20 protein-coding genes are annotated in these 21,353 nt (G+C 68.0%); 8 read left to right on the top strand and 12 right to left on the bottom strand.

The genetic code is table 11. The features are described 5' to 3' along the window. Nucleotides 1-110 precede the first annotated feature (110 nt). Nucleotides 111-860, bottom strand: coding sequence for a pseudouridine synthase (locus AC3WOH_RS33920; protein WP_492233728.1), 750 nt, complete (start codon nucleotides 858-860; stop codon nucleotides 111-113). A 122-nt stretch (nucleotides 861-982) separates the two neighbouring features. On the opposite strand from AC3WOH_RS33920, the gene AC3WOH_RS33915 reads away from it, so the two are divergent. The 3 genes from AC3WOH_RS33915 to AC3WOH_RS33905 all read left to right on the top strand — a co-directional run bounded on the left by AC3WOH_RS33915 (nucleotide 983) and on the right by AC3WOH_RS33905 (nucleotide 2,786). Beyond that, nucleotides 983-1,636, top strand: a complete 654-nt coding sequence (locus AC3WOH_RS33915; protein WP_492233727.1) for a DUF6151 family protein — start codon at nucleotides 983-985, stop codon at nucleotides 1,634-1,636. A gap of 72 nt (nucleotides 1,637-1,708) precedes the next feature. Further along, a complete protein-coding gene (locus tag AC3WOH_RS33910) occupies nucleotides 1,709-2,425 on the top strand; it encodes a tetratricopeptide repeat protein (RefSeq protein WP_492233726.1) in 717 nt (238 codons plus the stop codon). A gap of 25 nt (nucleotides 2,426-2,450) precedes the next feature. Then, nucleotides 2,451-2,786: an ankyrin repeat domain-containing protein gene (locus AC3WOH_RS33905; RefSeq protein ID WP_492233725.1), complete on the top strand. Its 336-nt coding sequence runs from the start codon at nucleotides 2,451-2,453 to the stop codon at nucleotides 2,784-2,786. A 2-nt stretch (nucleotides 2,787-2,788) separates the two neighbouring features. On the opposite strand, the gene AC3WOH_RS33900 is transcribed toward AC3WOH_RS33905, so the two are convergent. After that, nucleotides 2,789-3,256, bottom strand: coding sequence for a tellurite resistance TerB family protein (locus AC3WOH_RS33900; RefSeq protein ID WP_492233724.1), 468 nt, complete (start codon nucleotides 3,254-3,256; stop codon nucleotides 2,789-2,791). Nucleotides 3,257-3,367: 111 nt separating this feature from the next. On the opposite strand from AC3WOH_RS33900, the gene AC3WOH_RS33895 reads away from it, so the two are divergent. Beyond that, complete coding sequence (locus AC3WOH_RS33895; protein WP_492233723.1) at nucleotides 3,368-4,285, top strand: DHH family phosphoesterase; 918 nt, start codon at nucleotides 3,368-3,370, stop codon at nucleotides 4,283-4,285. Between the two features lie 7 nt (nucleotides 4,286-4,292). Here the strand turns inward: AC3WOH_RS33895 and AC3WOH_RS33890 are convergent, their stop codons facing one another. The 3 genes from AC3WOH_RS33890 to AC3WOH_RS33880 all read right to left on the bottom strand — a co-directional run bounded on the left by AC3WOH_RS33890 (nucleotide 4,293) and on the right by AC3WOH_RS33880 (nucleotide 8,486). After that, the gene (locus AC3WOH_RS33890) at nucleotides 4,293-5,501 is read right to left on the bottom strand and encodes a DUF1501 domain-containing protein (protein WP_492233722.1); all 1,209 of its coding nucleotides are present in this window, start codon (nucleotides 5,499-5,501) and stop codon (nucleotides 4,293-4,295) included. Nucleotides 5,502-5,512: 11 nt separating this feature from the next. Further along, nucleotides 5,513-7,081, bottom strand: coding sequence for a DUF1800 domain-containing protein (locus AC3WOH_RS33885; protein WP_492233721.1), 1,569 nt, complete (start codon nucleotides 7,079-7,081; stop codon nucleotides 5,513-5,515). A 130-nt stretch (nucleotides 7,082-7,211) separates the two neighbouring features. Beyond that, complete coding sequence (locus tag AC3WOH_RS33880; protein ID WP_492233720.1) at nucleotides 7,212-8,486, bottom strand: MFS transporter; 1,275 nt, start codon at nucleotides 8,484-8,486, stop codon at nucleotides 7,212-7,214. 294 nt (nucleotides 8,487-8,780) lie between these two features. On the opposite strand from AC3WOH_RS33880, the gene AC3WOH_RS33875 reads away from it, so the two are divergent. Then, entirely contained in the window at nucleotides 8,781-10,481 is a 1,701-nt protein-coding gene (locus AC3WOH_RS33875) for a flagellinolysin (protein WP_492233719.1), read from the top strand. Nucleotides 10,482-10,487: 6 nt separating this feature from the next. On the opposite strand, the gene AC3WOH_RS33870 is transcribed toward AC3WOH_RS33875, so the two are convergent. Continuing rightward, a complete protein-coding gene (locus AC3WOH_RS33870; RefSeq protein ID WP_492233718.1) occupies nucleotides 10,488-10,940 on the bottom strand; it encodes a thermonuclease family protein in 453 nt (150 codons plus the stop codon). A 119-nt stretch (nucleotides 10,941-11,059) separates the two neighbouring features. Between AC3WOH_RS33870 and AC3WOH_RS33865 the strand changes: the two genes are divergently transcribed. Further along, entirely contained in the window at nucleotides 11,060-11,719 is a 660-nt protein-coding gene (locus tag AC3WOH_RS33865; RefSeq protein WP_492233717.1) for a hypothetical protein, read from the top strand. A 174-nt stretch (nucleotides 11,720-11,893) separates the two neighbouring features. Here AC3WOH_RS33865 and AC3WOH_RS33860 read toward each other — a convergent pair whose 3' ends face one another. Together AC3WOH_RS33860 and AC3WOH_RS33855 are read right to left on the bottom strand one after the other, a co-directional pair. Next, nucleotides 11,894-13,201: a UDP-N-acetylglucosamine 1-carboxyvinyltransferase gene (locus AC3WOH_RS33860; protein WP_492233716.1), complete on the bottom strand. Its 1,308-nt coding sequence runs from the start codon at nucleotides 13,199-13,201 to the stop codon at nucleotides 11,894-11,896. A gap of 186 nt (nucleotides 13,202-13,387) precedes the next feature. Beyond that, nucleotides 13,388-14,479 carry a tetratricopeptide repeat protein gene (locus AC3WOH_RS33855; RefSeq protein ID WP_492233715.1) on the bottom strand — a complete coding sequence of 364 codons (1,092 nt, stop codon included), beginning with the start codon at nucleotides 14,477-14,479 and terminating at the stop codon, nucleotides 13,388-13,390. Nucleotides 14,480-14,761: 282 nt separating this feature from the next. Here AC3WOH_RS33855 and AC3WOH_RS33850 point away from each other — a divergent pair, with 282 nt between their 5' ends. Both AC3WOH_RS33850 and AC3WOH_RS33845 read left to right on the top strand, forming a co-directional pair. Beyond that, nucleotides 14,762-16,678, top strand: a complete 1,917-nt coding sequence (locus AC3WOH_RS33850; protein ID WP_492233714.1) for a DUF3857 domain-containing transglutaminase family protein — start codon at nucleotides 14,762-14,764, stop codon at nucleotides 16,676-16,678. Between the two features lie 379 nt (nucleotides 16,679-17,057). After that, the gene (locus tag AC3WOH_RS33845) at nucleotides 17,058-17,594 is read left to right on the top strand and encodes a DUF2242 domain-containing protein (RefSeq protein WP_492233713.1); all 537 of its coding nucleotides are present in this window, start codon (nucleotides 17,058-17,060) and stop codon (nucleotides 17,592-17,594) included. Nucleotides 17,595-17,847: 253 nt separating this feature from the next. On the opposite strand, the gene AC3WOH_RS33840 is transcribed toward AC3WOH_RS33845, so the two are convergent. The 4 genes from AC3WOH_RS33840 to AC3WOH_RS33825 form a co-directional block, all read right to left on the bottom strand. Then, entirely contained in the window at nucleotides 17,848-18,672 is an 825-nt protein-coding gene (locus tag AC3WOH_RS33840; protein ID WP_492233712.1) for an amidohydrolase family protein, read from the bottom strand. Nucleotides 18,673-18,713: 41 nt separating this feature from the next. Then, nucleotides 18,714-19,718 (bottom strand): tripartite tricarboxylate transporter substrate binding protein, encoded by a 1,005-nt coding sequence (locus AC3WOH_RS33835; protein WP_492233711.1) that lies wholly within the window; start codon nucleotides 19,716-19,718, stop codon nucleotides 18,714-18,716. 31 nt (nucleotides 19,719-19,749) lie between these two features. Beyond that, complete coding sequence (locus tag AC3WOH_RS33830) at nucleotides 19,750-20,493, bottom strand: GntR family transcriptional regulator (protein WP_492233710.1); 744 nt, start codon at nucleotides 20,491-20,493, stop codon at nucleotides 19,750-19,752. Nucleotides 20,494-20,598: 105 nt separating this feature from the next. Further along, complete coding sequence (locus tag AC3WOH_RS33825) at nucleotides 20,599-21,147, bottom strand: pseudouridine synthase (RefSeq protein WP_492233709.1); 549 nt, start codon at nucleotides 21,145-21,147, stop codon at nucleotides 20,599-20,601. Between the last annotated feature and the right edge of the window lie 206 nt (nucleotides 21,148-21,353).

Here is a 21,353-nt window from a genome sequence, read left to right as displayed (position 1 = left end):
TTTCTTGGCCTACCTTCTTTTGACGAAGCAAAAGAAGGTAGGTGCGCCGCCGGGCGCACATCCCGGCCTCCGCCCTTAACAAGGGCACGCAGCAACCATTCGCCCAGATCTCAAGCAACCAACGACCAAGGCAACCGAACCAACAACCGCTGCCAGTCCGCCACAGGCGCCGATTCCTCCACCGCACCGCCCTCCAGCCGCAGCCCACTCTCAAACACCATCACCTCCCCCGACACCGGATGCGGCACCCGCAACTCCCACGCATGCAACCACAAACGCTGCAACCCCAAACGCTCCGCCCACCACCGGTTGATCGGCCCCTTGCCATGCGTCGCATCCCCGATGATGGGATGCGCCAGGTGCTTCAAATGCCGCCGTATCTGGTGCCGCCGCCCCGTCGTGGGAATGGCCTCCACCAGCGAGGCGCGGGTGCCGGGAAAGCGCGCATCGCTCACCTCGGGCAGGGTGAGCCGGGCCCGCAGGCGAAAGCGGGTGTGCGCGTCCTGCACGGCCGCGTCGGCCGGGGCGTCGTCGGGTTTCAGGGCGTGGTCCACCTCCACGGCCTCGGGCGCCCAGCCGCGCACCATGGCCAGGTAGCGCTTGTGCGTGGCCTGGTGCTCGAAGGATTGAGACAAGGCGCGTGCCGCATCGCTGTGCAGCGCCATCACCAGCACGCCGCAGGTGCCCTTGTCCAGCCGGTGCACGGGAAACACATGCTGGCCCAGCTGATCGCGCAGGGTCTGCATCACGAAGCGTGTCTCGCCCGCGTCGAGCCCCGTGCGGTGCACCAGCCAGCCCGCGGGCTTGTACACGGCGACGAGGTGCTCGTCGCGCCAGAGGATGTGCAGCGGTGGGGACATGAAGGAAGGAAACGAAGAAAGGGAGCAGAGCGCAGTCAACTGACAGATTCTGGCAGCAGGGGCGCTAAGCTTGCGCCAGAAGCCAAGGGAACAACGGGAACAAGCAAGGGAGAGAGAAATCCATGAACGATACCAACAGCCACGGGCCACAGGCCCACCGCCTGCAATGCCGGTGCGGCCAGGTCGCCGGCGAGGTGGCCGACACGCCATCGGCCCTGCACGCCGTCTGCTACTGCCGCGACTGCCAGGCCTATGCCCACCACCTGGGTCAGGCCGGCACGGTGCTGGACGCACTGGCAGGCACCGAGGTGGTCGCCACGCATGCGCGCCATGTCTCGTTCACGAAGGGGGCGGAGCACATTGCCTGTGTGTCGCTGACCGACAAGGGCATGCTGCGCTGGTATGCGCGCTGCTGCCACACGCCGCTGGCGAACACCGGGCGCGACTGGCGCATGCCCTATGTGGGCCTGTTGCACAGCTGCCTGCATCCGCAAGGCAGCGAAGCACTGGGACCGCCGGCCTTCCGGCCCGTGCAGATGCACCTGGAGACAGCCGGTGCCAAGGGCGGTACGCCGCCGAAGCTGGGCGCGTGGAGGCAGGCCAGGGCGCTGCTGGGCTTCATGCCGCGCATCGCGGCCGCGCGCCTGACCGGCAGCTACCGGCGCACACCGTTCTTCGATGGCGCCGGTGTGCCGGTCGCTCCGGTCCAGGTACTGACCACGGCCGAGCATGCGCGCGCCATGGATGCCGTGGGCGCTCCGGTACCTGCAGGGTGAGGGGGCGAGTTCGCCGCCATGCCAGAATGCGGCCGATCCATCCAGCCGCCATCGCGCAAGGAGCCTGTACCGATGATGATGATGATGCGCCTGCGTACCTTTGCTGCCGCCCTGACCCTGGGAGCCACCGCCGCCATGTCCTTTTCCGCCAAGGCTGCCGTGAGCGACGGCATCGCCGCCTATGGCAAGGGCGACCACGCCACCGCGTTCAAGGAGTTCAGCGCGGCCGCCCAGGCCGGTGATGCCGCCGGCAAGCACATGCTGGCCAGCCTGTACTACACCGGCCAGGGCGTGGGCAAGGACGTGAAGAAGGCCGCCGCGCTGTTCACCGAGGCGGCCGACGCCGGCTACACCCCCTCCATGGCCAACCTGGGGCTCATGTACTCCAAGGGCGACGGCGTGCCGCAGGACCTGCAGCGCGCGCAGCACTACGCCATGCTGGCGGCCGAGAAGGGCGACCTGCAGTCGCAGTTCAACCTGGGCCAGGCCTACCGCAAGGGCGCGGGCGTGCCCCAGAGCCACGAGAAGGCCGCGCACTGGTACCGCAAGGCGGCCGAGGCCGGCTCGCTGGCCGCGCAGAACGAATACGGCCTGCTCTTCGCCCAGGGCCATGGGGTGCCGCAGGACTATGTGCAGGCCTTTGCCTGGATCGACATGCCGGCCAGCGCGGGCGACCCGCAGGCCATCAAGAACCGCACGCAGTTGCTGAGCATCCTGGACGCCAAGGGGCAGGCGGCTGCGCGCAAGCTCGCGGCCGAGTACGCCGCCAAATACGGCAAGCCTCGTTGATTGCAAGCCCAAGGGAGACACCACCATGTCCGCAGGCGATTGGAAAGACATGTATGCCGCCGCCGTGGCCGGCGACCTGGCGCTGGTGCGCCACCACATCAGCGCGGGGGTGAACCCCAATTACCAGCACCCCGAGATCCTGTGCACGCCACTGGTGGCGGCCCTGGTCCACGGGCACGACGCCATGGCGCACTACCTGCTCGACAACGGTGCGGACCCCACGCTGCGCTCGGAGTTCGATGACATGACACCGCTGGAGGCCGCCAAGCGCCATGGCCGCAAGGAATTTATCGCGCTGTTGCGCGAGCGCGGTGCACGCGAGGTCAAGACACCTTTCTGGTGGCGTTGGCTACCGGTCTAGCCTCAGAGGTTTGCCGCTTCCTTGGCGCGCATCTTCGCGGCGATGTACTCGCCGTGCGTCACGTGCAGCAGCCCGGCGACCTTGCTGATGGCGTGCATCTCGTTCTCGTCAAGCCGGGCGTCGGCATAGGCCACCTGCCACATGGCCTCGACCAGTGCGATCTTCTGCGGCTGCGTGAAGTGCTCGTTGAGGTTTCCGGTGAAGCGCTGGTAGTCGTAGGCGGTTTTCGCCGTGTCCACGGCCAGCTCCACCAGGCGGTCGATCTCGTCGTCGGCCAGAGCGAAGCGCTCGCGCAGGGCGCGCACCAGAGCGGCACGCTCGGCCTCGTCCATGCGGGCATCGGCGCGCACCACCTCGACCAGCAGCACGGCGGCGGCCAGTTGCACGGAATGCGCGCGCTCGGCGGCTGTGGCCTGGGGCGATAGCGGGGCGGTGAAGCTGTCGAACAGTTCTTTGAGGGTCTGGAACATGGGCCGGCCAAAGAAGGAGAGGGGGTAGAAAGCACGAAACGCCATGCGAGGTAGAGCCCCGTGCAATGTATTGGTTCCCCCTGCCTGGCCGCCCGGCGACAATCGGGGGCAATGATGAAAAAAACAATTTTGCCCCTGCAACTGCTGGTTGCTCCCGATGTGAACGACCCCTCGCCGCTGGTGCTCTACCACGGCCGCGGCTGCCCCGACGGCTTTGGCGCGGCACTGGCCGCCTGGCTGTTCTATGGCGACAAGGCCGAGTACGTGGGCCTGGACCATGGTGACGTGCAGTCGGTGGACGACCTGCCGGCGCTCGACGGCCGCTCGGTCTACATCCTCGACTTCTCGTTCTCGGCCGAGATCCTGTCGGCCATCGACACGCGTGCGGCGCGCCTGGTGATGCTCGATCACCACAAGAGCGCGGCCGAGAAGCTCACCGGCTTTGCCTGCCGCTGCGGCGTGGTGCACTTTGACATGGACAAGTCGGGCGCGCGCCTGGCCTGGGAGTTCTTCCACCCGCACCAGCCCGTGCCCGCGCTGCTGCAGTACGTGGAAGACCGCGACATCTGGAAGTGGGAGTTCCCTGAGAGCGCGGCCTTTCTTTCGGCGCTGGACATGGAGGCACAGACCTTCGAGCGCTGGCGCGAGATCGCCTCCTTCACGCCCGAAGGGCTGCAGGCCTTCATGGCGCGTGGCGCGGCCATGGACGAAAAATACCGAAAGCTCTGCGCCGACATCGCCGAGGGGGCCCAGCCCCTGGTGTTCAACGGCATCGAGGGCCTGATGGTCAACGCGCCCGGCATGTTCCACAGCCTGGTGGGCGACATCCTCTCGGCCAAGACAGGCACCTTCGCGCTGATGTGGAGCGCGGGCGCCAAGGGCGTGAAGGCGGGCCTGCGCTCGCAGCGCAACTTCGATTGCATCGCCCTGGCCGAAAGCATGGGCGGTGGCGGGCATGCACAGGCTTGCGGCTTCAAGATGAAGATCGAGCGCCTGCCCGAACTGATGAGCGGTGTGCTGAACGCTTGATCGTTTTCTAGACGAGCCGCAGGTCTGTTGCGCGTGCCCCGGGGAACACCCGGGCCAGCGCCGTGGCGTTCAACCCGTACATGCGCCCGAACAGCCCGCCCAGCACCGCGCGGTAGTCGTTGAGCACCGGGTAATCGCGGTCCTGGAACAGGGTGGCGGCGGAAAGTGCCTGCTGCTCGCCCACGATGCGCCCGCCCGCCACGCCGCCGCCCAGCACCCAGAACACGGTGCCATGGCCATGGTCGGTGCCGCGGTTGCCGTTCTCGCGGAAGGTGCGGCCGAACTCGCTGAGCACCACGACCACGGTGTTCTTCCACGCAGCGGCGCCCGTCTCGTCGGCAAAGCCGGCCAGGCCACGGCCCAGTTCCTCGAAGCGGTTGGCCAGTGCGCCCGTGGCATTGCCCTGGCCCACGTGCGTGTCCCAGCCGCCCACGTCGACAAAGCCCAGGTGGTAGCGCGTCTGCATGAGCCGCGCCATGCGCCGTGCCGTGCCCTCGAAGCCCTTGGTGCTCAGCGCATTGCGGCTGGCGGCGTCCATCTCGCCCTGTTGCATGCTGCGCGCCACCTCGCCCTGGGTGGCGAAGCCCTCGGCCACGGGGCGGGCCAGGGCGGTGCTGCGGTACATCATGTCGATCAGCCCGGCCTGGCGCTCGTCCACGCCCGCTTTTCCTCCTGCAGCAGCGGCCAGCGCGGTGTTGGGCACATCCACCGTGCCGCGCAGCACCAGGGGCAGGGTGCTGGTGAAGGCCATGGGCGAGGGCGTCTCGCGCCGGGCCCCCAGCTCGGCCGCCAGCCGGTTCAGGAAACCCGAGCCATAGTCGCGCCGCCCGGCCAGGGGCTGGCCCAGCTCGATGCTGTCCTGTGTGTCGAAGTGGCTGCGCGAGAGGTCGTCCGTGCCCGCAAAGGGCACAAAGGCCAGTTCGCGCCGCTGGTACAGCGGCAGCATCGAATCGGCCAGCACCGGGTGCAGGCCCCAGTCGCTGGTGAGCTCCAATGCGCCGCCCTCCTGCCCCGGTCGGGCAATCGCGATATTCGGCCGACTCTCGTAGAAGAAGCTGCTGGCCGTGGGCACGAGCAGGCTCGCGCAGTCGTAGCCGCCGCGCAGAAAGACCAGCAGCAGGCGCGCATCCCCCGCGCGCGGGGCGGCGGCCACCCGGGCGGTGGCCAGGCCCAGGGCGCTGGCGCCCAGGGCTTGCAGGTAGTGGCGTCGCAGCATCTAGAACTCCTTCACCCGTGCATGAACTCAGGGGACGAAAGGAACAAAAGGTTCCATTCGCGTGGCGACTGGGCCTGGACCAGGGCAGCACGCGTGGCCGGAGCCAGCGTGGCATCGATCTGGCGCAGGTAGGGCGTCTGCGCCAGCAGCGGTGGCGGCAGGCGCAGGCCCTGGCCGGCAATGCCCGCACCGAGCGCGCGGGCCGCCTCGAAGCGCGTGCTCATCTGGCCCGAGCCCGACCAGGTGGCGGCGTCGAGCGGGTAGCCGTCGGGCGTGGCGCGCCCGTACAGCGGCTCGGCCAGGCGCTGCAGCCAGGCGAGCAGCGGGTCGGTATTGGCCAGCACCGGCTGCTCGCCATGCACCAGGCGCGCACCGGCCAGCACGTACTGCACCGGGTCGCGAAAGCGCTGGCCCAGTGAGGCCTGGAACTCGGTGGACTGGAACAGCGCGGCCAGCACGGCGGCGATGTCGCCATCGCTGCGCTCGAAGGTGTGGGCCAGGTTGTCGAGCAGGGCCTGGGGTGGTGCATCGCCCACCAGGTAGACGGCCATCTTGCGCGTGATGAAGCGGGCCGTGGCGCTGTGGCGCGCCAGGCGGTCCAGGGCCTCGTCCAGTTCGGCCAGGCCCTGGGCGCGCAGGGGCTGGCCGAGCAGGGTCTTGGCGTCCCAGTCGTGGCGCTGGGGGTTGAATTCGAACAGGCCCTGGCGCACGTAGTGGGCTCGCAGCGCGGGCTTCATGCGCGGGGGCTCGTCGTCCAGCGGGCGCAGGCTGATGCCCACGCCCGTGAGCACGCGCGCCAGCTCCTGCACGTCCTGCTGGCTGTAGCCGCCGCCCACGCCCAGGGTGTGCAGCTCCATCAGCTCGCGCGCATGGTTCTCGTTGATGCGGGCGGCGGCGTTCTGCGCGTTGTCCAGGTAGCGCAGCATGGCCGGGTGGCGCGTGGCGGCGCCCAGCAGGTCGCGAAAGCGGCCCAGCGCATGCGGGCGTATGGCGCGCTCCTCGTAGTCGCCCACGGCGGCGCGCAGGTTGGCCTTGCCGGCAAAGACGTTGAAGTGGTTCATCCAGAACCAGGTCATCTTCTCGCGCAACTGCGCGGGCGAGTACAGCGCGCGCAGCACGAAGCGCTGGCCCGCCTCGCGCTGCAGGTTGCGCATGTCCTTCTGCCAGGCTTCGAGGGCCGCCTTGCGTTCGTCTTCGGTGGGCAGGGCGCGGGCCTCGCGCTGGCGCTGCTCGATCTGCAGGGCCAGGGCCTCGAACGGGGTGCGGCTGATGGCCATGGCGTCGATCTGGGCCTGGGCGGCCGCCGGCAGCGGCGCGTTGGCGGGCGCGCGCAACTGGTCGGCCAGCCAGGCCTGGGTGCCCATGGCGGCCAGGGCCTGTGCGCCCTGGGCGGTGCAGCCCCAGGTGATGCGGTCCAGCAGCCGGGCGCGCAGGGCGTCGTCGGGCATGTCGGCCTGTGCCAGGGGCGCGGCGGCCCAGGCGGGTACTGCGCTGGCCGATGCGCCCAGCGCGGCCAGTGCCAACCACTGGCGGCGGCTGAGCGCTGGCGTGGAAAGGGTGGCGATGGGGTCTTGGCGCATGGTGTGGCATCCATCCTGGAGCGAACAGGATCGCCATGCTGCGCCTGCCGTACCGGCAAGGCAAGGGCCGTGGGCGGCTTTTACCCGCGCGAAACAAATGCGCGCGGGGTTGTGTGCATTTGTGCGTACGTCAGCGCGCCTGCGCCGCCTCCTCGAACTTGTCCACCTTGCGCAGCGGCTTGAAGGCGAGCGCCCAGGCGCCCACCACGCCCAGCGTGCACACGCCGCCCAGCACGGCGGCGGGCACCACGCCCAGCCATGCCGCGCTGGTGCCGGCGCGGAACTCGCCCAGCTCGTTGGACGAGCCGATGAACAGCATGTTCACCGCATTCACGCGCCCGCGCATTTCGTCGGGGGTAGAGAACTGCACCAGCGCGCCGCGGATGTAGACGCTCACCATGTCGGCGGCCCCTGCGACCAGCAGGGCCGCGAAGGACAGCCAGAACAGCGTGGACAGCGCGAACACCAGGTTGGCCGCGCCGAAGATGGCGACCGCGATGAACATGGTGGGCCCCACGCGGCGGTTGAAGGGGCGCATGCTCAGGTACAGGCCGGCGCTGACCTCGCCCACGGCCATGGCGCTGCGCAGCGCCCCCAGGCCGGCCGGGCCCACGTGCAGCACCTCGTGCGCATAGATGGGCAGCAGGGCCACCACGCCGCCCAGCAGCACGGCGAACAGGTCCAGCGAGATGGTGCCCAGGATGATGGGGCGCGAGCGGATGAAGCCGATGCCTGCGCCAAAGCGCTGCCACATGCTGCCCTGCGCTGCGGCGGGGGGCGTGGCGTAGGGCACAGCGACGCGCGTGAGCAGCCAGGCGCCCAGCGCAAAGCACACGAAGCACAGCGCATAGGTCAGCTCGCCCCCGCCGATGGCGTAGAGCACGCCGCCCAGCAGCGGCCCGCCGATGCTGGCCGCGCGCATCAGCATGCTGTTGGCGGCGATGGCCTGGGCCAGCTGCTCGCGCGGCACGATCTGCGGCAGCAGGCTTTGCATGGCTGGCCCCGAGAAGGCGCGCGCGCAGCCGAACAGCACCAGCACCGCATAGATGCCGTTCACGCCCGTGGCGCCATGGCCCGACAGCCACCACAGGAGGCCGCTGCAGACGGCGCCCACGGCCCAGCTGATGGCCAGGATGCGCCGGCGGTCGAAGCGGTCGATCAGGTCACCGGCCGGCAGCAGCAGGCACAGCATGGGCAGGAACTGCGCCAGCCCCACGTAGGCCAGGGCCAGCGGCTCGCGCGTGAGGTCATACACCTGCCAGGCCACCACCACGGCCTGCACCTGGGTGGCGAACACGGCGATCAGGCGGGCGGACAGGAAGGCCAGGAAGCCGGAGTGGCGGTAGACACTGGCCGAGGGCTGGCCAGCCGGCAAGGGGGAGGAGGTCGGGGACGGTTGGGACACGGGGCGGGTGGGGTGGCGGGCGCGGGAGGGTTTTGCCTGCGGAAAGTCCGGAATCCCCGCAGGGAATCAGGGAATAAGGGTTTCTACCGGGGGCTCGATGCTACCGGCTTTGCGGCCGGCGCGCTGGAGGCAGGCTGCTGGCCGGTGGCAGCGGTGGTTGAAAAAATATCCGAAAGTTCCTGTTACATCCGCCGATAACCGGGAAAGAAAGGGCCGGCATGGGGCCAGCCCTGGCAGCGGCGGCGCGTGTGCAGCCCTGCCTGTTCGGTCAGGAGTTCCTGTTTCGGGCATGCCATGGCGTTGACCATCAACACCAATGTGTTCTCGCTGAGCGCGCAACGCCACCTGAGTGGGGGGCAGGGCAAGCTGGCGACATCCATCGAGCGGCTGTCCTCGGGCCTGCGCATCAACAGCGCCCGGGACGATGCGGCGGGCCTGGCCATTTCCGAACGATTCACCAGCCAGATCCGGGGCCTGAACCAGGCGGCGCGCAATGCCAACGACGGCATCTCCCTGCTGCAGACGGCCGAGGGCGCGATCAGCACCATTGCATCGAGCCTGCAGCGCATCCGCGAGCTGGCCGTGCAGGCCGCCAACGGTAGCTACAGCCCCACCGACCGCCAGGCCATCCAGGCCGAGGTGGCGCAACTGGCCTCCGAGATTGACCGCACCGCCAACACGGCCCAGTTCAACGGCATGAACGTGTTCGACCCCAGCCGGGGCAGTCTGGTGGGCGATGCCAAGCTGCTGGCCGTGTTCGACGGCATGACCAGCGTGGGCAGTTGGCTGGAGAGCAGCGAAACGCTGATCAGCAAGCTCTACGGCATCAAGGCCGACGGGGCGGCGCTGGCGGTGAAGTACACCGGCTACACCGATGGTGCGGGCGGCGTGGCCGCTTACGTGCAGGCCACGGGCTTCGATGGCCAGGGGCGCGGCACCAACCTGACCCTGCAGGTGGACATGGCCGACTTCGTGCCGCCCAACTTCCCCGACGGGGGCAATGCGCCGTATTACAACGACCGCATCATCGCCCACGAGATGGTGCACGCGGTGATGGCGCGCAGCACCAATTGGCAGGACATCACCAGCAACAACCTGTGGTTTGCCGAGGGCACGGCCGAGTTCATCCAGGGGGCGGAAGAACGGGTCAAGGCCGACATCGCCGCCATCGGGCTGCCCGCCGTGGTGGCGGCCATCAACGGTCCGTCGAACACCAGCGAGTTCTATTCGTCGAGCTATTCCGCCGTGCGCTACATGCACAACCGCATCAAGGGTGCGGGCGGAGAGGGCGTGAAGGACGTGCTCACCTACATGAGCGCCAACCCCGGCTCCACACTCGACCAGGCGCTGGCCAATGCCTCGCAGGGGCAGTTTGCCGACGCCAACGACTTCAAGACCCAGTACGCGGCCAACGGCGCGGCCTTCATCAGCGGCTTCGATCTGAACAACGCCGACACCGGCGCCATTGGCGGGCAGGACGTGGACGGTGGCGAGACCAAGACCGCCACCAGCACCGTGCCCAACAGCGGCAGCCGCTCGGGCACCGACGTGCTCGATGGCTTTGCCGAATCGTTCGAGACCATTGCCACCTCCAAGGGCGGCACGACGACCAAGGTCTTCCAGATCGGGGCCAATGCCAACCAGACGCTGGAAACATCGATAGGTGCCATGGGACTGACCTCGCTGGGGCTGCGCAGCACGCTGGACGTGACGATCTCGCCGGCCCAGGCCATCGTGGCGGTGGACCGGGCGCTTGACTATGTCAACGGCCAGCGCGCGGTGATCGGCGCCCAGGCCTCGCGCCTGGAAACGGCCGTGGCCAACCTGCAGAACAGCAGCGAGAACCTCTCGGCCAGCCGCTCGCGTGTACTCGATGCCGACTTTGCGGTGGAGACCGCCACGCTCGCGCGCCAGCAGATCCTGCAGCAGGCCGGCTCGGCCATGGTGGCGCAGGCCAACCAGTTGCCGCAGGGGGTGCTGGCGTTGCTGCGGTAGCGGGGTTCAGGAGTTGCCGTAGGGCTTCTGGTGCCGGTGCCGGTAGTCCCACGGCGCCAAAGGGCGCTTCTGTGCCCACAGCCCTTCGCCCTGGGCGCGTGCCTTGCGCTGCAGTGGTGCCAGGTGCGGGTGGTGTTCCGCATACGGCGTGTACACCCAGGCCAGGCCGGCCGCCACCTGGGCCGCGGCCACGTCGGTGCCGCCGCAGCGCACATTGGCCACCGTGCGGCCATAGCTGTCCTCCTCGATGGGTTGCAGTGTCGCCTGGCGTTTGAAGCACATCTGCGCCAGGTGCTGGCGCGCCTTCTGGCCGAAGGCCTGCTTGCGCTCGGGCGCATCGATGGCCGCAATGCGCACCTTCATCTGTTCGTAGCGTCCTGGAGTACCGCAGCGGGCGGTGAGGGTGTCGCCATCGCTGATGGCGACCACGAGGCAGAGCAGGGCAGCAGGCAGGGGCATGGGCATGGGCCGGTGCGGACAAAAGTGGCGCATTGTCTCCTACTACACTTCGCCGCAGCGCGGCACGGGAGGCCGGGCGCACAAGCAACGACAACAGAGCAAGAGGGGAAATATCCGTGATGCGTACCGAGATTGGTGCGGCCCGTTCGGGCCGGGGGTGGCTGTGGGCTGCAGCGGCGTTTCTGACGCTGGTGGCCGCCCTGCCGGGGGTGCAGGCCAAGGACGAAGCGAGCGCTTATGGCAAGACCCTGGAGAAGATCTATGACCTGTCGCCCGAGACATTGGCCAAGTTCCAGCGTTTCCAGGAAAAGCAGGCCCAGACGCCCGGTGACAAGGGCAAGGGCATCTATGCGGCCACCGAGCGCTGGCGCGGTGATGAGCTGTCGCTGCCCACCAGCAAGAACCCGTTCACCATCGTCGTCAAGGTCTCGGGCGTAGCGCTGGCCGATGGCGATGCGGGCTCGCGCTGGCAGACGAGCCTGCAGTTCGATGGGCCCTCGCCCATCTCCTTCCTGCCCGAGCTGGTGCACAAGGGCGCGCGCGCAGGGCAGCCGGTGTCCATGGTGGGGGCTGCCAAGGGCGTGAGCTTCAAGGAAGACCGCAAGGCCGCGCCGCAGGTGGAGTTCGAATCCTCGCGCAACCTGCGCATCGACCGCGTGCAGGTCGAGGTCTGGTCGGGCATTCGCAAGTCGAGCTGGCTGGAGCTGTTGGCGTCCTGGTCGCCCATTCTCACCGGCGTGGTGTTCCTGGGCGTGGTGCTCTGGTTCCGGCGCCGCTGAGCATGCCCAAGGGTAACGCAAAATCAAGTCTTCGCGATGGCGCGTGCCCTGATTTGGGATGGGCTGCTAGGCGCAAAGCGCAGCCATAGCCGGTGCTATGGCGAGCATTTGCTTGCGGCGCAGACCGCCCAAAGCGGGGCGCGCGGCGCGCGAGGGACTTGGTTTTGCGTTGCCCTACTCCTCGCTGGTCCACTCCACCTGCACGCCCAGGCTGCGCAGGTTCTCCACGAAGCGCGGGTGGGCGCGGCGGATGGGGGCGGCGTTGCGGATTTCCGAGCGCCCCTCGATACTGGCCGCCACCATGAACAGGGCGATGGCCACGCGGATGATGTAAGGGCTTTCCACCAACGCGGGCGACAGCGGGTTGCCGCCGAAGGTGATGAGGCGGTGCGGGTCGGAAGAGAACACATGGGCGCCGAACTTGGAGAGCTCGCCCGTCCAGCCCAGGGCGCCGTCGTAGACCTTGTTCCAGAACATGCAGTTGCCCTGCGCACGCACCCCGAGGGCGATGAAGATGGGCAGCAGGTCCACCGGGAAGTAAGGCCAGGGCGCGGCCTCCACCTTGGTCAACACATTGCTCGTGAACGGCGTCTGCACCTTGAGCGGGCCGGGGCAGTGCGCACGCGACCAGCCGTCCTCGTGCGTGACCACCACGCCGAACTTGGCAAAGGTGCGGTCGATCAGCGGGAAGTTGCCCGGCGCGCTGTTGCGCACGATCACGTCGCCGCCCGTGATGGCGCCGAGCGCCAGGAAGGTGGTGATCTCATGGAAGTCTTCGTCGAAGCGGAACTCGCCGCCGCCCAGCGCCGCACCGCCCTGCACCGTGATGCGTGAGGTGCCGATGCCGTCGATGCGCGCACCCAGCATCACCATGAAGCGGCAGAACTCCTGCACGTGCGGCTCCGAGGCTGCGTTGGTCAGCGTGGAGGTCCCGTGGGCGGCCACGGCGCAGAGCACGAAGTTCTCGGTGGTGGTGACCGAGGCGTAGTCCAGCCAGTGGTCGGTTGGCGTGAGCGCCCCCTTGGCGCTGCTGCGCACCAGCAGCGATCCCTCGGCGCGCTCCACGGTGCTGCCAAAGCGCTGGAACACCTCCACGTGGGGGTCGATCTCGCGCACGCCCAGGGTGCAGCCCTTGACGTTGTCTTCCAGCCGCGCCACGCCAAAGCGCGCCAGCAGCGGCGGGATCAGCATGATGGACGAGCGCATCTCCTCGGGCAGGCGGTGCTGCGCGGGGTCGAACACGGTGTGCTCATGGTGCAGGCTCAGCGTGCCCGTGGCCTGATCCAGGTGCACGCTGCTGCCCAGCATGCGGAAGATGTCGAGGATCTTGCGCACGTCGGTGATGTCGGGCACGCCATGCAGGCGCAACGGTTCGCGTGTGAGCAAGGTGGCGCACAGCACCGGCAGCACGGCGTTCTTGTTGGCGGACGGGGTGATGCGGCCACGCAGGGGCGTACCGCCGTGGACGATGAGGTTGGACATGGGGAAACCGGAAGGAAAGGGGGCGGGGAGCAGGGCCAAAGAAGCATCGCGGTCGCTGCACCTGCTGGTGCCGCGGCCGCGAAAGCCCTGCACTGTACCCGGGACGCGCACGGGCGCGTGTATCCGCCGGTAATCTGCCGCTTCGCAGGTCGGCTTTAGACCTGCCACTCCAAAGCCATGGGGGCGTCAGAAGCCGAAGGGCTGCCCTGGCTTCCAGGCATCGGCCAGGCGCTTGGCCTCGGCCACTTCCACGATGCTCATGCTGGGCGCCAGGCGGCGCAGGGTGCCGGCCGCCCAGAAGGCGCCGCGGTTGGGCGGCACCAGGGTGTCGTCCTGCTGCTGCTCCTTGTGCGCGCGCTGCGCCAGGTCGAGCAGCATGTGCGCGGCCACAGGGCGGCGGCCCACGTTGTCCAGGCCGTTGGTGTACATCAGGCCCAGGCTGTAGAGGCCGGCGGGATCGCCCTGGCGCGCGGCACGCTGGTACAGGTTCTCGGCCTGCTCGGCCTGCTGTGTCACGCCCAGGCCGCGCTCATAGCTGTAGCCCAGTTGCACGCTGGCCAGGGCATAGCCTTCATTGGATGCCTTGGTCAGCCATCGGACGGCCTGCTCGGGGTCCTTGGGCACGCCACGGCCATCGCGCAGCGTGGTGCCCAGCACCAGCATGGCGCGCTGGTCGCCTTTTTCTGCCAGGGCTTGCAGCTCCTGCACCGCCTCGGGCCCTTCGCTGCTGCGGCGGGCCTGCTTTTCCAGGTCCTTCATGCGCGCCTGCTGGTCCTGGGCGGCCTTCTGGGCCGCGACTTCCGCGGCGCGGGCATCGGCCTCGGCCTTGGCGGCGCGTTCCTGGGCGCGAACCTTGTCGGCCTGGAATTTCCAGCCAACCAGTCCCAAGCCGATGGCCACGGCCAGAGCCAGCGCGATCCAGGTCACGGGGAATTCGCGCTGGGCCTTCTTGCGCGCTTTGGCCTTCTTTTTGGCTTCGGCCTCGGCGGCAGCCGCCTCTGCCGCGGCTGCGCGGGCCCGCGCGGCCTTGCCGACATAGGGGGCGGGTGCCGGGGCCGGCGCTTCGGCGGCCTTGGGCTCTGCAGGCTTGGGCGGGTCTACCTTGTCATAGGCCACGTGGCAGCTGGGGCACTGCCAGTCTGGGGCCGTGTCGCCGGGCTGGCGGGTGTATTTGCAGCGAGCGCAGACACGTCCGGTGGCGGCAGAGGGGGCGGCGGTGGTGGCGCCCTCTTTTTCGATGGGTTCCAGAGAAAGCGAAAGGTCGGCTTTTTGGTTCACGTATTTCTTCCTTCACCGCGCACGGCAGCACGCGGTCCTCCTTGGGCATCTTGCTTCGGGCCCCTTGCGCAGGGGTGCCGGCTGGCCCATATCCGGCTAGTGTATTTGTAGTAATTGGTTTTTTCTATGTCCGAATGTGTAACTGCGGGGTGGGGCCCGGGTGGATAGAAGCATTTTTGGCGGTTTTTTTGATGGCCGTCTCACGGCAATCGTGTCTACTCGGGATGGCCGCACACGGCAATCACAAATGACACAACGGATTGAATCAAGAGAGGGAACGCAATGAGAAATCAGCGAAAAGCGGCGCCTTGGCGCGTTGGCACAGCACTCGCTGCAGCAGGGCTGCTGTGCTGCGCTCAGGCCACGGCCCAGCCTACTGCGGATGCCGCAGTGCCTGTGGTGTCGCGCCAGTCGCATGTCACCTACGACGTGGCCGCCGATGGACGCGCGTCTGCGACCTACCTGGCGATCAGCAGGATCACGCACGCCAGTGCGCTGGACAACATGAAGTCGTTTTCGTTCAGCTACAGCAGCAGCATCCAGACCGGCCGGGTGATAGAAGCCTTCACGGAAAAGCCCGATGGCCGCCGCGTGGTGGTGCCGCCCACCAACTACCAGACCCAGGTCAGTGACGGCCGCGACGGCAACAAGCCCATGTTCTCGGACCGTACCCGCATTTCCGTGGTCTTTCCTGATCTGGCAGTGGGCGATTCCGTGGGGGTACAGTACCGCATCGACGACAAGGAGGCCATGTTCCCTGGCGCCTTCTCTGTGGTGCAGGGTTTTTCGCCCTATGGGGTGCACCAGGACAGCCGGGTGACGGTTCGCGCTGCCAAGGGGCTGAATCTGCGCTATGAGAGCCACGGTTTGGTGGAACTGCCGGCCACCACGGAAGGCGACACCGATGTGCGCGAATGGCAGTACAAGAATCCCTCGCCGCGCAAATGGGACGAGGCGGACGAAGGCATCTGGCGCCTGGACGAATCTCCCGTGCTTCTGGCGAGCACGTTCGCAGACTATGAAGCCATTGCCCGCGCCTACGGCGACCGGGCCTTGCCCAAGGCGCAGCCGACACCGCGCATCATGGCCTTGGCCGAGTCCATCATCGGCAGCGAAACTGTACCCCGTGAGCGAGCCCGCCGCCTGTATGAATGGGTTTCCACCCAGATCACCTATGGCGGCAATTGCATCGGCGTCGGAGCGGTGGTTCCACGGGATACGGATGTGGTGCTGGACAACAAGATGGGTGACTGCAAGGATCACGCCACGCTGCTCCAGGCCCTTCTCAGCGCTGTCGGCGTGCGCAGCGAGCAAGTGCTCATCAATGCCGGGAATGTGTACGACCTGCCAGCCACCCCCGTGGTCTCCACGGTCAACCACGTGATCAACTACCTGCCCGATTTCAAGCTCTACGTGGATGCCACGGCCAAGAACATCCCTTTCGGCTACATGCCCGAGAATTCCTACGCCAAGCCCGTGATCCACGTAGGCGCCGCCAAGGCGATCGCGCAGGTGCCCGCCGGGTCTTCCGACGACATGGAGCAGCGCGTGCACATGACGCTCAAGCTGGCTGCCAACGGCAGTGCAACCGGTATGCTGCGAGCGTCGTTCAAGGGGGTGGGTGCGGCGCAACTGCGCTCCTACATGCGTGACCTGCAGGGGGACAGCGAGCGCGATTTTGTGCGCAAGGTCTTGTCCGGCTCCGGCTTCAAGGGCAAAGGAATACTGGACAAGGGGGACGTCTCCGATGGCAAGGTCCTCGCCGATACCTACTCCTTTGGCGTGACCTTCGAAGTGGACAACTACCTGCAGTCGGGTACCCAGGGTGCTTTCCTGCTGCAGCCCATTGTCAGCCTGCCGAACTCCATCGCCCGCTTTGCGAGCGTTGACGACAAGACCACCCCGCGACGGCGCACCAGCTGCGTGGGTTTTCACAGTTACGAGACGTACGACATTGAACTGGCGCCGGGCGTGAGCTTCACCCAGGTGCCAGCCAATCTCAAGACACGCAACAAGCTGCTCAATTTTTCCAGCAGTTACCAGCGCACCAAGACGGGTCTGAAAGTTGCCCGCGAGTTGCATGACAGCTCTCCTCTCGGGGTGTGCAGTGTGGAGTACATGACCCGCTGGAATGCCGAAGCCATCCCTGTGGCAGAGAACCTGCAAAGCCAGATTTTCTACAAGCGCAAACCGCGTTGAAACTGCGCTGGCCTGCAGGAACGCAGGTGCTGTGGCGCGGCTTTTGTAACAAATCCGGCCATGCACCGCTTGCCTGTGTCACCTCGGGCCGTTGGGAGCAGTGCAGAATGGCCGGGTGGTCATGTGCAGGCCGCCCCATTTCCTGGTGGCGGGCCTGCAAGGGTCTGCCGCAACGTGGTTTCGTTTCTAGAATGGTGGAACCGATGTGCGGCACCTGCTCTCACAGCGTCAGCGGCTTGTCTGCACGCCGCTGTGCTTACCTCCTTTCATCACACGATGCCCCCTTACGGAGTGCCTGGTTTTGAATTTGCCGACGTTCACGTACCTGTCTGCCCCCTTGCAATCCTCTGCGCTGCTCCGTCCTGCATGGAGCCGGTGGGTGGCGTTGGCCTGCGCCACGCTGCTGCTGGCCGGCTGCGCCGCCCTGCCCACCGGTCCGCAAGGCCCCCAGGCGCCGCAGGAGAAATTCGGCTCGCTGGCCACGTATTCGCGCCTGTTCGATGCCACGCCGGCGCAGACCTGCGAGGCATCGCGCCGTGCGCTGCTGAGCCAGGGCTACATCATCAACACCAGCTCGGCCGAGCTGGTGGAGGGCAAGAAGAACTTCCAGCCCGGAACCGAGACGCACATGCAGATGGTGATCCGCGTGGTCTGCGTGCCCGAGTCGCCGACGGGCAAGATCAGCCTGGGCTTTGTCACCGCCATCCAGGACAGCTTTGCGCTGCGCAAGACCAACAACTCGGCCAGCCTGGGCGTGGGGGCCATCGGGTCGGTGTCGCTGCCGTTCTCGTCCAGCAGCGAATCGCTGGTGCGCGTGGGCAGCGAGACCATCACCACCGACACCTTCTACGAAAGCTTCTTCGACCTGGTGCGGCGCTACCTGGTGATCGACGAGGCAGCACAAGCCAACGAGTAAACCAGGCTCCCCCTGAGTCGCTTCGCGCCACGGTGCGTCCACCAGAGACGGCCGCTCTTCGTTGCCGTCCAAGCCTGCGCAGGCAGGCCTGGAGCCGCGGCCCTCAGCCCCCGAGGGGGACACCACCAGTGGCCTGGCAAAGCCAGTTCCACGGTGGCACTGGTCTGCGGTGTGCCAGTTGCTGCAGGCAGCCGGCGGTACGTTGCATCCTGAAAAGCAATAGGGCATACCCCGTGGGATACGGAGGGCCGCGTCAGCTGTACAGCTTGGCCCCCGCATCGCGGATGCGCAGCGCAGCCTCGTGGCCCAGCGCGTTCACCACCGGCTCCCACACGCTGGCGTAGCGCGGCAGCGCGTCGGGCGCGAACGAGGTGTGCGGCCAGTCCGAACCCCAGACCAGGCGCTCGCCCATGTGCGCGGCCACGCGTGCGATGGCCGGGTGCAGCAGGCCGTAGGGCGCGCTGGCCTGCAAACGGTACCAGCCCGAGAGCTTGACCCAGGCGCCTTGCCCGGCGAGCTTGGCCAGGGCCTGCCAGGCGCGGTCATCGGAGGGTAGCAGCGCATGCAGGCCGGCCAGGTGATCGAGCACGCAGGCCACGGGCGTGCCCTGGTGCAGGTGGACGATGGTGGCCAGGTCTTCGGGGTTGGCGTACCACTGCACATGCCAACCGCGCTCGGCCAGGCGCGGGGCCAGGGCCTGCATGGTCTCGGGCCCGTTGCCCACGGGCGAGACCAGGTTGAAGCGCACGCCGCGCACGCCCAGGGCGTGCATGCGGTCGAGTTCGACGTCGGGCACCGCGCCGTCCAGCACGACGACGCCGCGGTGGCGGCCCGGGGACTGGGCCAGTGCATCGAGCAGCACCCCGTTGTCGGTGCCATAGACGCTGGGCTGTACCAGCACCAGGTGGCCCACGCCATGCGCAGCCGCCAGTGCCTCGATATCGGCCAGCGGCCGGTGCACGGGCTCGTAGTGCCCGGCCTGCGCCGGGGCCGCACGGTCGAACACGTGCACATGGGTGTCCCAGCCCGAAGGCAGGGCCGGGGAAGGTGGGGTCAAGGGGGAAGAGGAAACAACCATTGCAGTGGACTGCGCATGCACGAAGCGTGCGCGCTCAGAACTCAGCCGACCGATATTTTGCGCTCGCGCACCACCTTGGCCCATTGCTCCTGCTGGGCGGCGATGAACTTGCCCGCGGTCTGCTGCGTGGCGTCGGCGAACACGTCGCCGCCGAGCTGGCGCACGCGGCCCAGCACCTCGGGGTCGGCCAGGGCCTTGCGCACGGCAGCGACCAGCGTGGCCTTGGTGTCCGCGGCCATGCCGGCGGGCGCCAGCAGCGGATTCCATTCGAGCACCTCGTAGCCGGGCACGCCGGCCTCGGCCATGGTGGGGGTCTCGGGCAGGGAGCGGGCGCGCACCATGCTGGTCACGGCCAGCGGGCGCAGCTTGCCGGCCTGGATGTGGCCCAGCGACGAGGCCACGTTGGCAAAGAACAGCGGCACCTGCCCGCCCATCACGTCGGTCATGGCCGGGCCGCCACCGCGGTAGGGCACGTGCAGCAGTTGCACGCCCGCACGCCCCTCGAACATGGCGCCCGCCAGGTGCTGGGCCGAGCCGTTGCCCGAGGAGGCATAGGTGATCTCGCCCGGCTTGGCCTTGGCCAGTTGGATCACATCCTTGACCGATTGGGCCGAGAAGCCCGGCGTGCACACCAGCACGTTGGGAAAGGTCACCAGCACCGCCAGCGGGGTGAAGGCCTTGGCGCTGTCGTAGGGCAGCTTGGGGAACAGCGAGGGGTTCACCGCGAAGGACGAGGCATCGAGCAGCAGCGTGCTGCCATCGGGCGTGGCACGTGCCACCTGGGTGGCGGCCAGCTGGCCGCTGGCGCCGGGCTTGTTCTCCACCACCACGCTCTGGCCCAGCGCGTCGGCGATGCGCGGCGCCACGATGCGCGCGATCAGGTCGGCGCCGCCGCCGGCGGGATAGCTCACCACCAGCGTGATCGGCCGCCCGCCTGCGACCGTGGCCGCATGGCCGGCTGCGAGCCAGGGGGCGGCCACAGTTGCGCCTGCGGCCTGCAGCAGCCTGCGGCGCGAGATGCGGGAAGAAGGTGCGGAGATGGTCATGGTGTGGTGCTCCTGCTGGATGGGGCGGGGGTCAGGTGATCGTCACGGAGTAGTGGAAGGCGTGGGCATCGCCGCGCGTGGTGCGCCACTCCACGCAGCGGCCCGTGAGGTCGTAGGCGCTGCGCTCCACCACCACGCAGGGGTGACTGGCCTGCAGGCGCAGGTGGGCAGCCTGGGGGGCGGTGAGCACGCCAAAGCCGATCTGGTCGACGGCGCGGTGCACATGCACGCCGCAGCGGCGCGCGAACATCGGGTAGAGCAGGTCGTCCCAGCCGGCCGGGTCGCTTTCGGTGAGCGGGGCGAACAGGTCCAGCGGCAGCCACATCTCCTCGAGCAGGCAGGGCTGGCTCGCCAGCAGGCGCAGGCGCAGCAGGCGCAGCACTGGCTCGCCTGGTGCCACGCCCAGGCCGCGTGCCACGGCCGTGGTGGCGGCCACGCTCTGGCGCTGGACGATGCGCGACTGCGGCACCTCGCTGCCACCGCCGCCAAAACGGAAGAAGCGCAGCATGGACCCGCCCGCGATGCCCTGGCGCACAAAGGTGCCCTTGCCGTGGATGCGCTCGATCAGCCCCTGCTCGACCAGCAGCTCCAGCGCCCGGCGCATGGTGCCCAGGGCCACCTGGTGCTCGCTGGCGAGCAGGTTTTCGGACGGCAGCGCACTGCCCGGCGGCCATTCGCCGGCCACCACGCGGGCGCGCAGGGCGTTGGCCAGAGCGGCGTAGCGGCGCATGCCGGGGGCGCTGTCGACCAGGGTGAGGTGGTTGGTGGAGCTCATGGTGATAACTATAGTTCTCTAGAGGACTATAGAAGAGGCGGGAATACCCTTGGTCCACTGTGGGGCCGGGGGCAGGGTTGGCGGTGAGGGAGTGAAGCTCGGGGCCTACAGCACAGGCTGCTCGGCCCAGGCGCCCGGCGTCAGTCCGTCGAGCGTGTACGGCCCGATGGCCGTGCGGATCAGCCGCAGTGTGGGAAAGCCCACGGCCGCCGTCATGCGCCGCACCTGGCGGTTGCGGCCCTCGCGGATGGCCAGCTCGATCCAGGCGGTGGGAATGGCCTTGCGCTCGCGGATGGGCGGCGTGCGCTCCCACAGCGCGGGTGGCGGCTCCAGCAGGCGCGCCCGGGCGGGGCGGGTGGGGCCGTCGTTGAGTTGCACGCCGCTGCGCAACCGGACCAGGGCCTCTTCATCGGGCTGGCCCTCTACCTGCACCCAGTAGATTTTTTCCATCTTGAAGCGCGGGTCGGCGATGCGGGCCTGCAGGGGGCCGTCGCTGGTGAGCAGCAGCAGGCCCTCGCTGTCGGCGTCGAGCCGACCGGCCACGTACACGCCCGGCTGGTCGATGTAGTCCTTGAGGCCCTGCCACTTGCCTTCGGCCGTGAACTGGCTGAGCACGCCGTAGGGCTTGTTGAAGCGGATCAGGCGTGGTGGCATGGGTGGGGCACAAGAAAAGGGGATTTGGGGCGGGGCGGGGCGCCAAGCATAGCGGCTGGCGGGTGGCTTTTGTGGCTGCTCTGGTTCGTTGAGTCTCGGGGCTTTTTTGGCTGCATGCCTTTTGTTCAAGGCGGGAGCCGGGATGTGCGCCCGGCGGCGCACCTACTTTCTTTTTGCGCAAAAAGAAAGTAGGCAAAGAAACAGCG

This window comes from Acidovorax sp. FW305-C-20-28, assembly GCF_058783375.1.
This window is presented reverse-complemented; position numbering and strand designations above follow the sequence as displayed.

Bases quoted from the DNA above. Each gene is read 5' to 3' on its own strand.
- AC3WOH_RS33920 (WP_492233728.1), bottom strand. From the start codon at position 860: ATGTCCCCACCGCTGCACATCCTCTGGCGCGACGAGCACCTCGTCGCC.
- AC3WOH_RS33915 (WP_492233727.1), top strand. From the start codon at position 983: ATGAACGATACCAACAGCCACGGGCCACAGGCCCACCGCCTGCAATGC.
- AC3WOH_RS33910 (WP_492233726.1), top strand. From the start codon at position 1,709: ATGATGATGATGATGCGCCTGCGTACCTTTGCTGCCGCCCTGACCCTG.
- AC3WOH_RS33905 (WP_492233725.1), top strand. From the start codon at position 2,451: ATGTCCGCAGGCGATTGGAAAGACATGTATGCCGCCGCCGTGGCCGGC.
- AC3WOH_RS33900 (WP_492233724.1), bottom strand. From the start codon at position 3,256: ATGTTCCAGACCCTCAAAGAACTGTTCGACAGCTTCACCGCCCCGCTA.
- AC3WOH_RS33895 (WP_492233723.1), top strand. From the start codon at position 3,368: ATGATGAAAAAAACAATTTTGCCCCTGCAACTGCTGGTTGCTCCCGAT.
- AC3WOH_RS33890 (WP_492233722.1), bottom strand. From the start codon at position 5,501: ATGCTGCGACGCCACTACCTGCAAGCCCTGGGCGCCAGCGCCCTGGGC.
- AC3WOH_RS33885 (WP_492233721.1), bottom strand. From the start codon at position 7,081: ATGCGCCAAGACCCCATCGCCACCCTTTCCACGCCAGCGCTCAGCCGC.
- AC3WOH_RS33875 (WP_492233719.1), top strand. From the start codon at position 8,781: ATGGCGTTGACCATCAACACCAATGTGTTCTCGCTGAGCGCGCAACGC.
- AC3WOH_RS33870 (WP_492233718.1), bottom strand. From the start codon at position 10,940: ATGCCCCTGCCTGCTGCCCTGCTCTGCCTCGTGGTCGCCATCAGCGAT.
- AC3WOH_RS33865 (WP_492233717.1), top strand. From the start codon at position 11,060: ATGCGTACCGAGATTGGTGCGGCCCGTTCGGGCCGGGGGTGGCTGTGG.
- AC3WOH_RS33860 (WP_492233716.1), bottom strand. From the start codon at position 13,201: ATGTCCAACCTCATCGTCCACGGCGGTACGCCCCTGCGTGGCCGCATC.
- AC3WOH_RS33850 (WP_492233714.1), top strand. From the start codon at position 14,762: ATGAGAAATCAGCGAAAAGCGGCGCCTTGGCGCGTTGGCACAGCACTC.
- AC3WOH_RS33840 (WP_492233712.1), bottom strand. From the start codon at position 18,672: ATGGTTGTTTCCTCTTCCCCCTTGACCCCACCTTCCCCGGCCCTGCCT.
- AC3WOH_RS33835 (WP_492233711.1), bottom strand. From the start codon at position 19,718: ATGACCATCTCCGCACCTTCTTCCCGCATCTCGCGCCGCAGGCTGCTG.
- AC3WOH_RS33830 (WP_492233710.1), bottom strand. From the start codon at position 20,493: ATGAGCTCCACCAACCACCTCACCCTGGTCGACAGCGCCCCCGGCATG.
- AC3WOH_RS33825 (WP_492233709.1), bottom strand. From the start codon at position 21,147: ATGCCACCACGCCTGATCCGCTTCAACAAGCCCTACGGCGTGCTCAGC.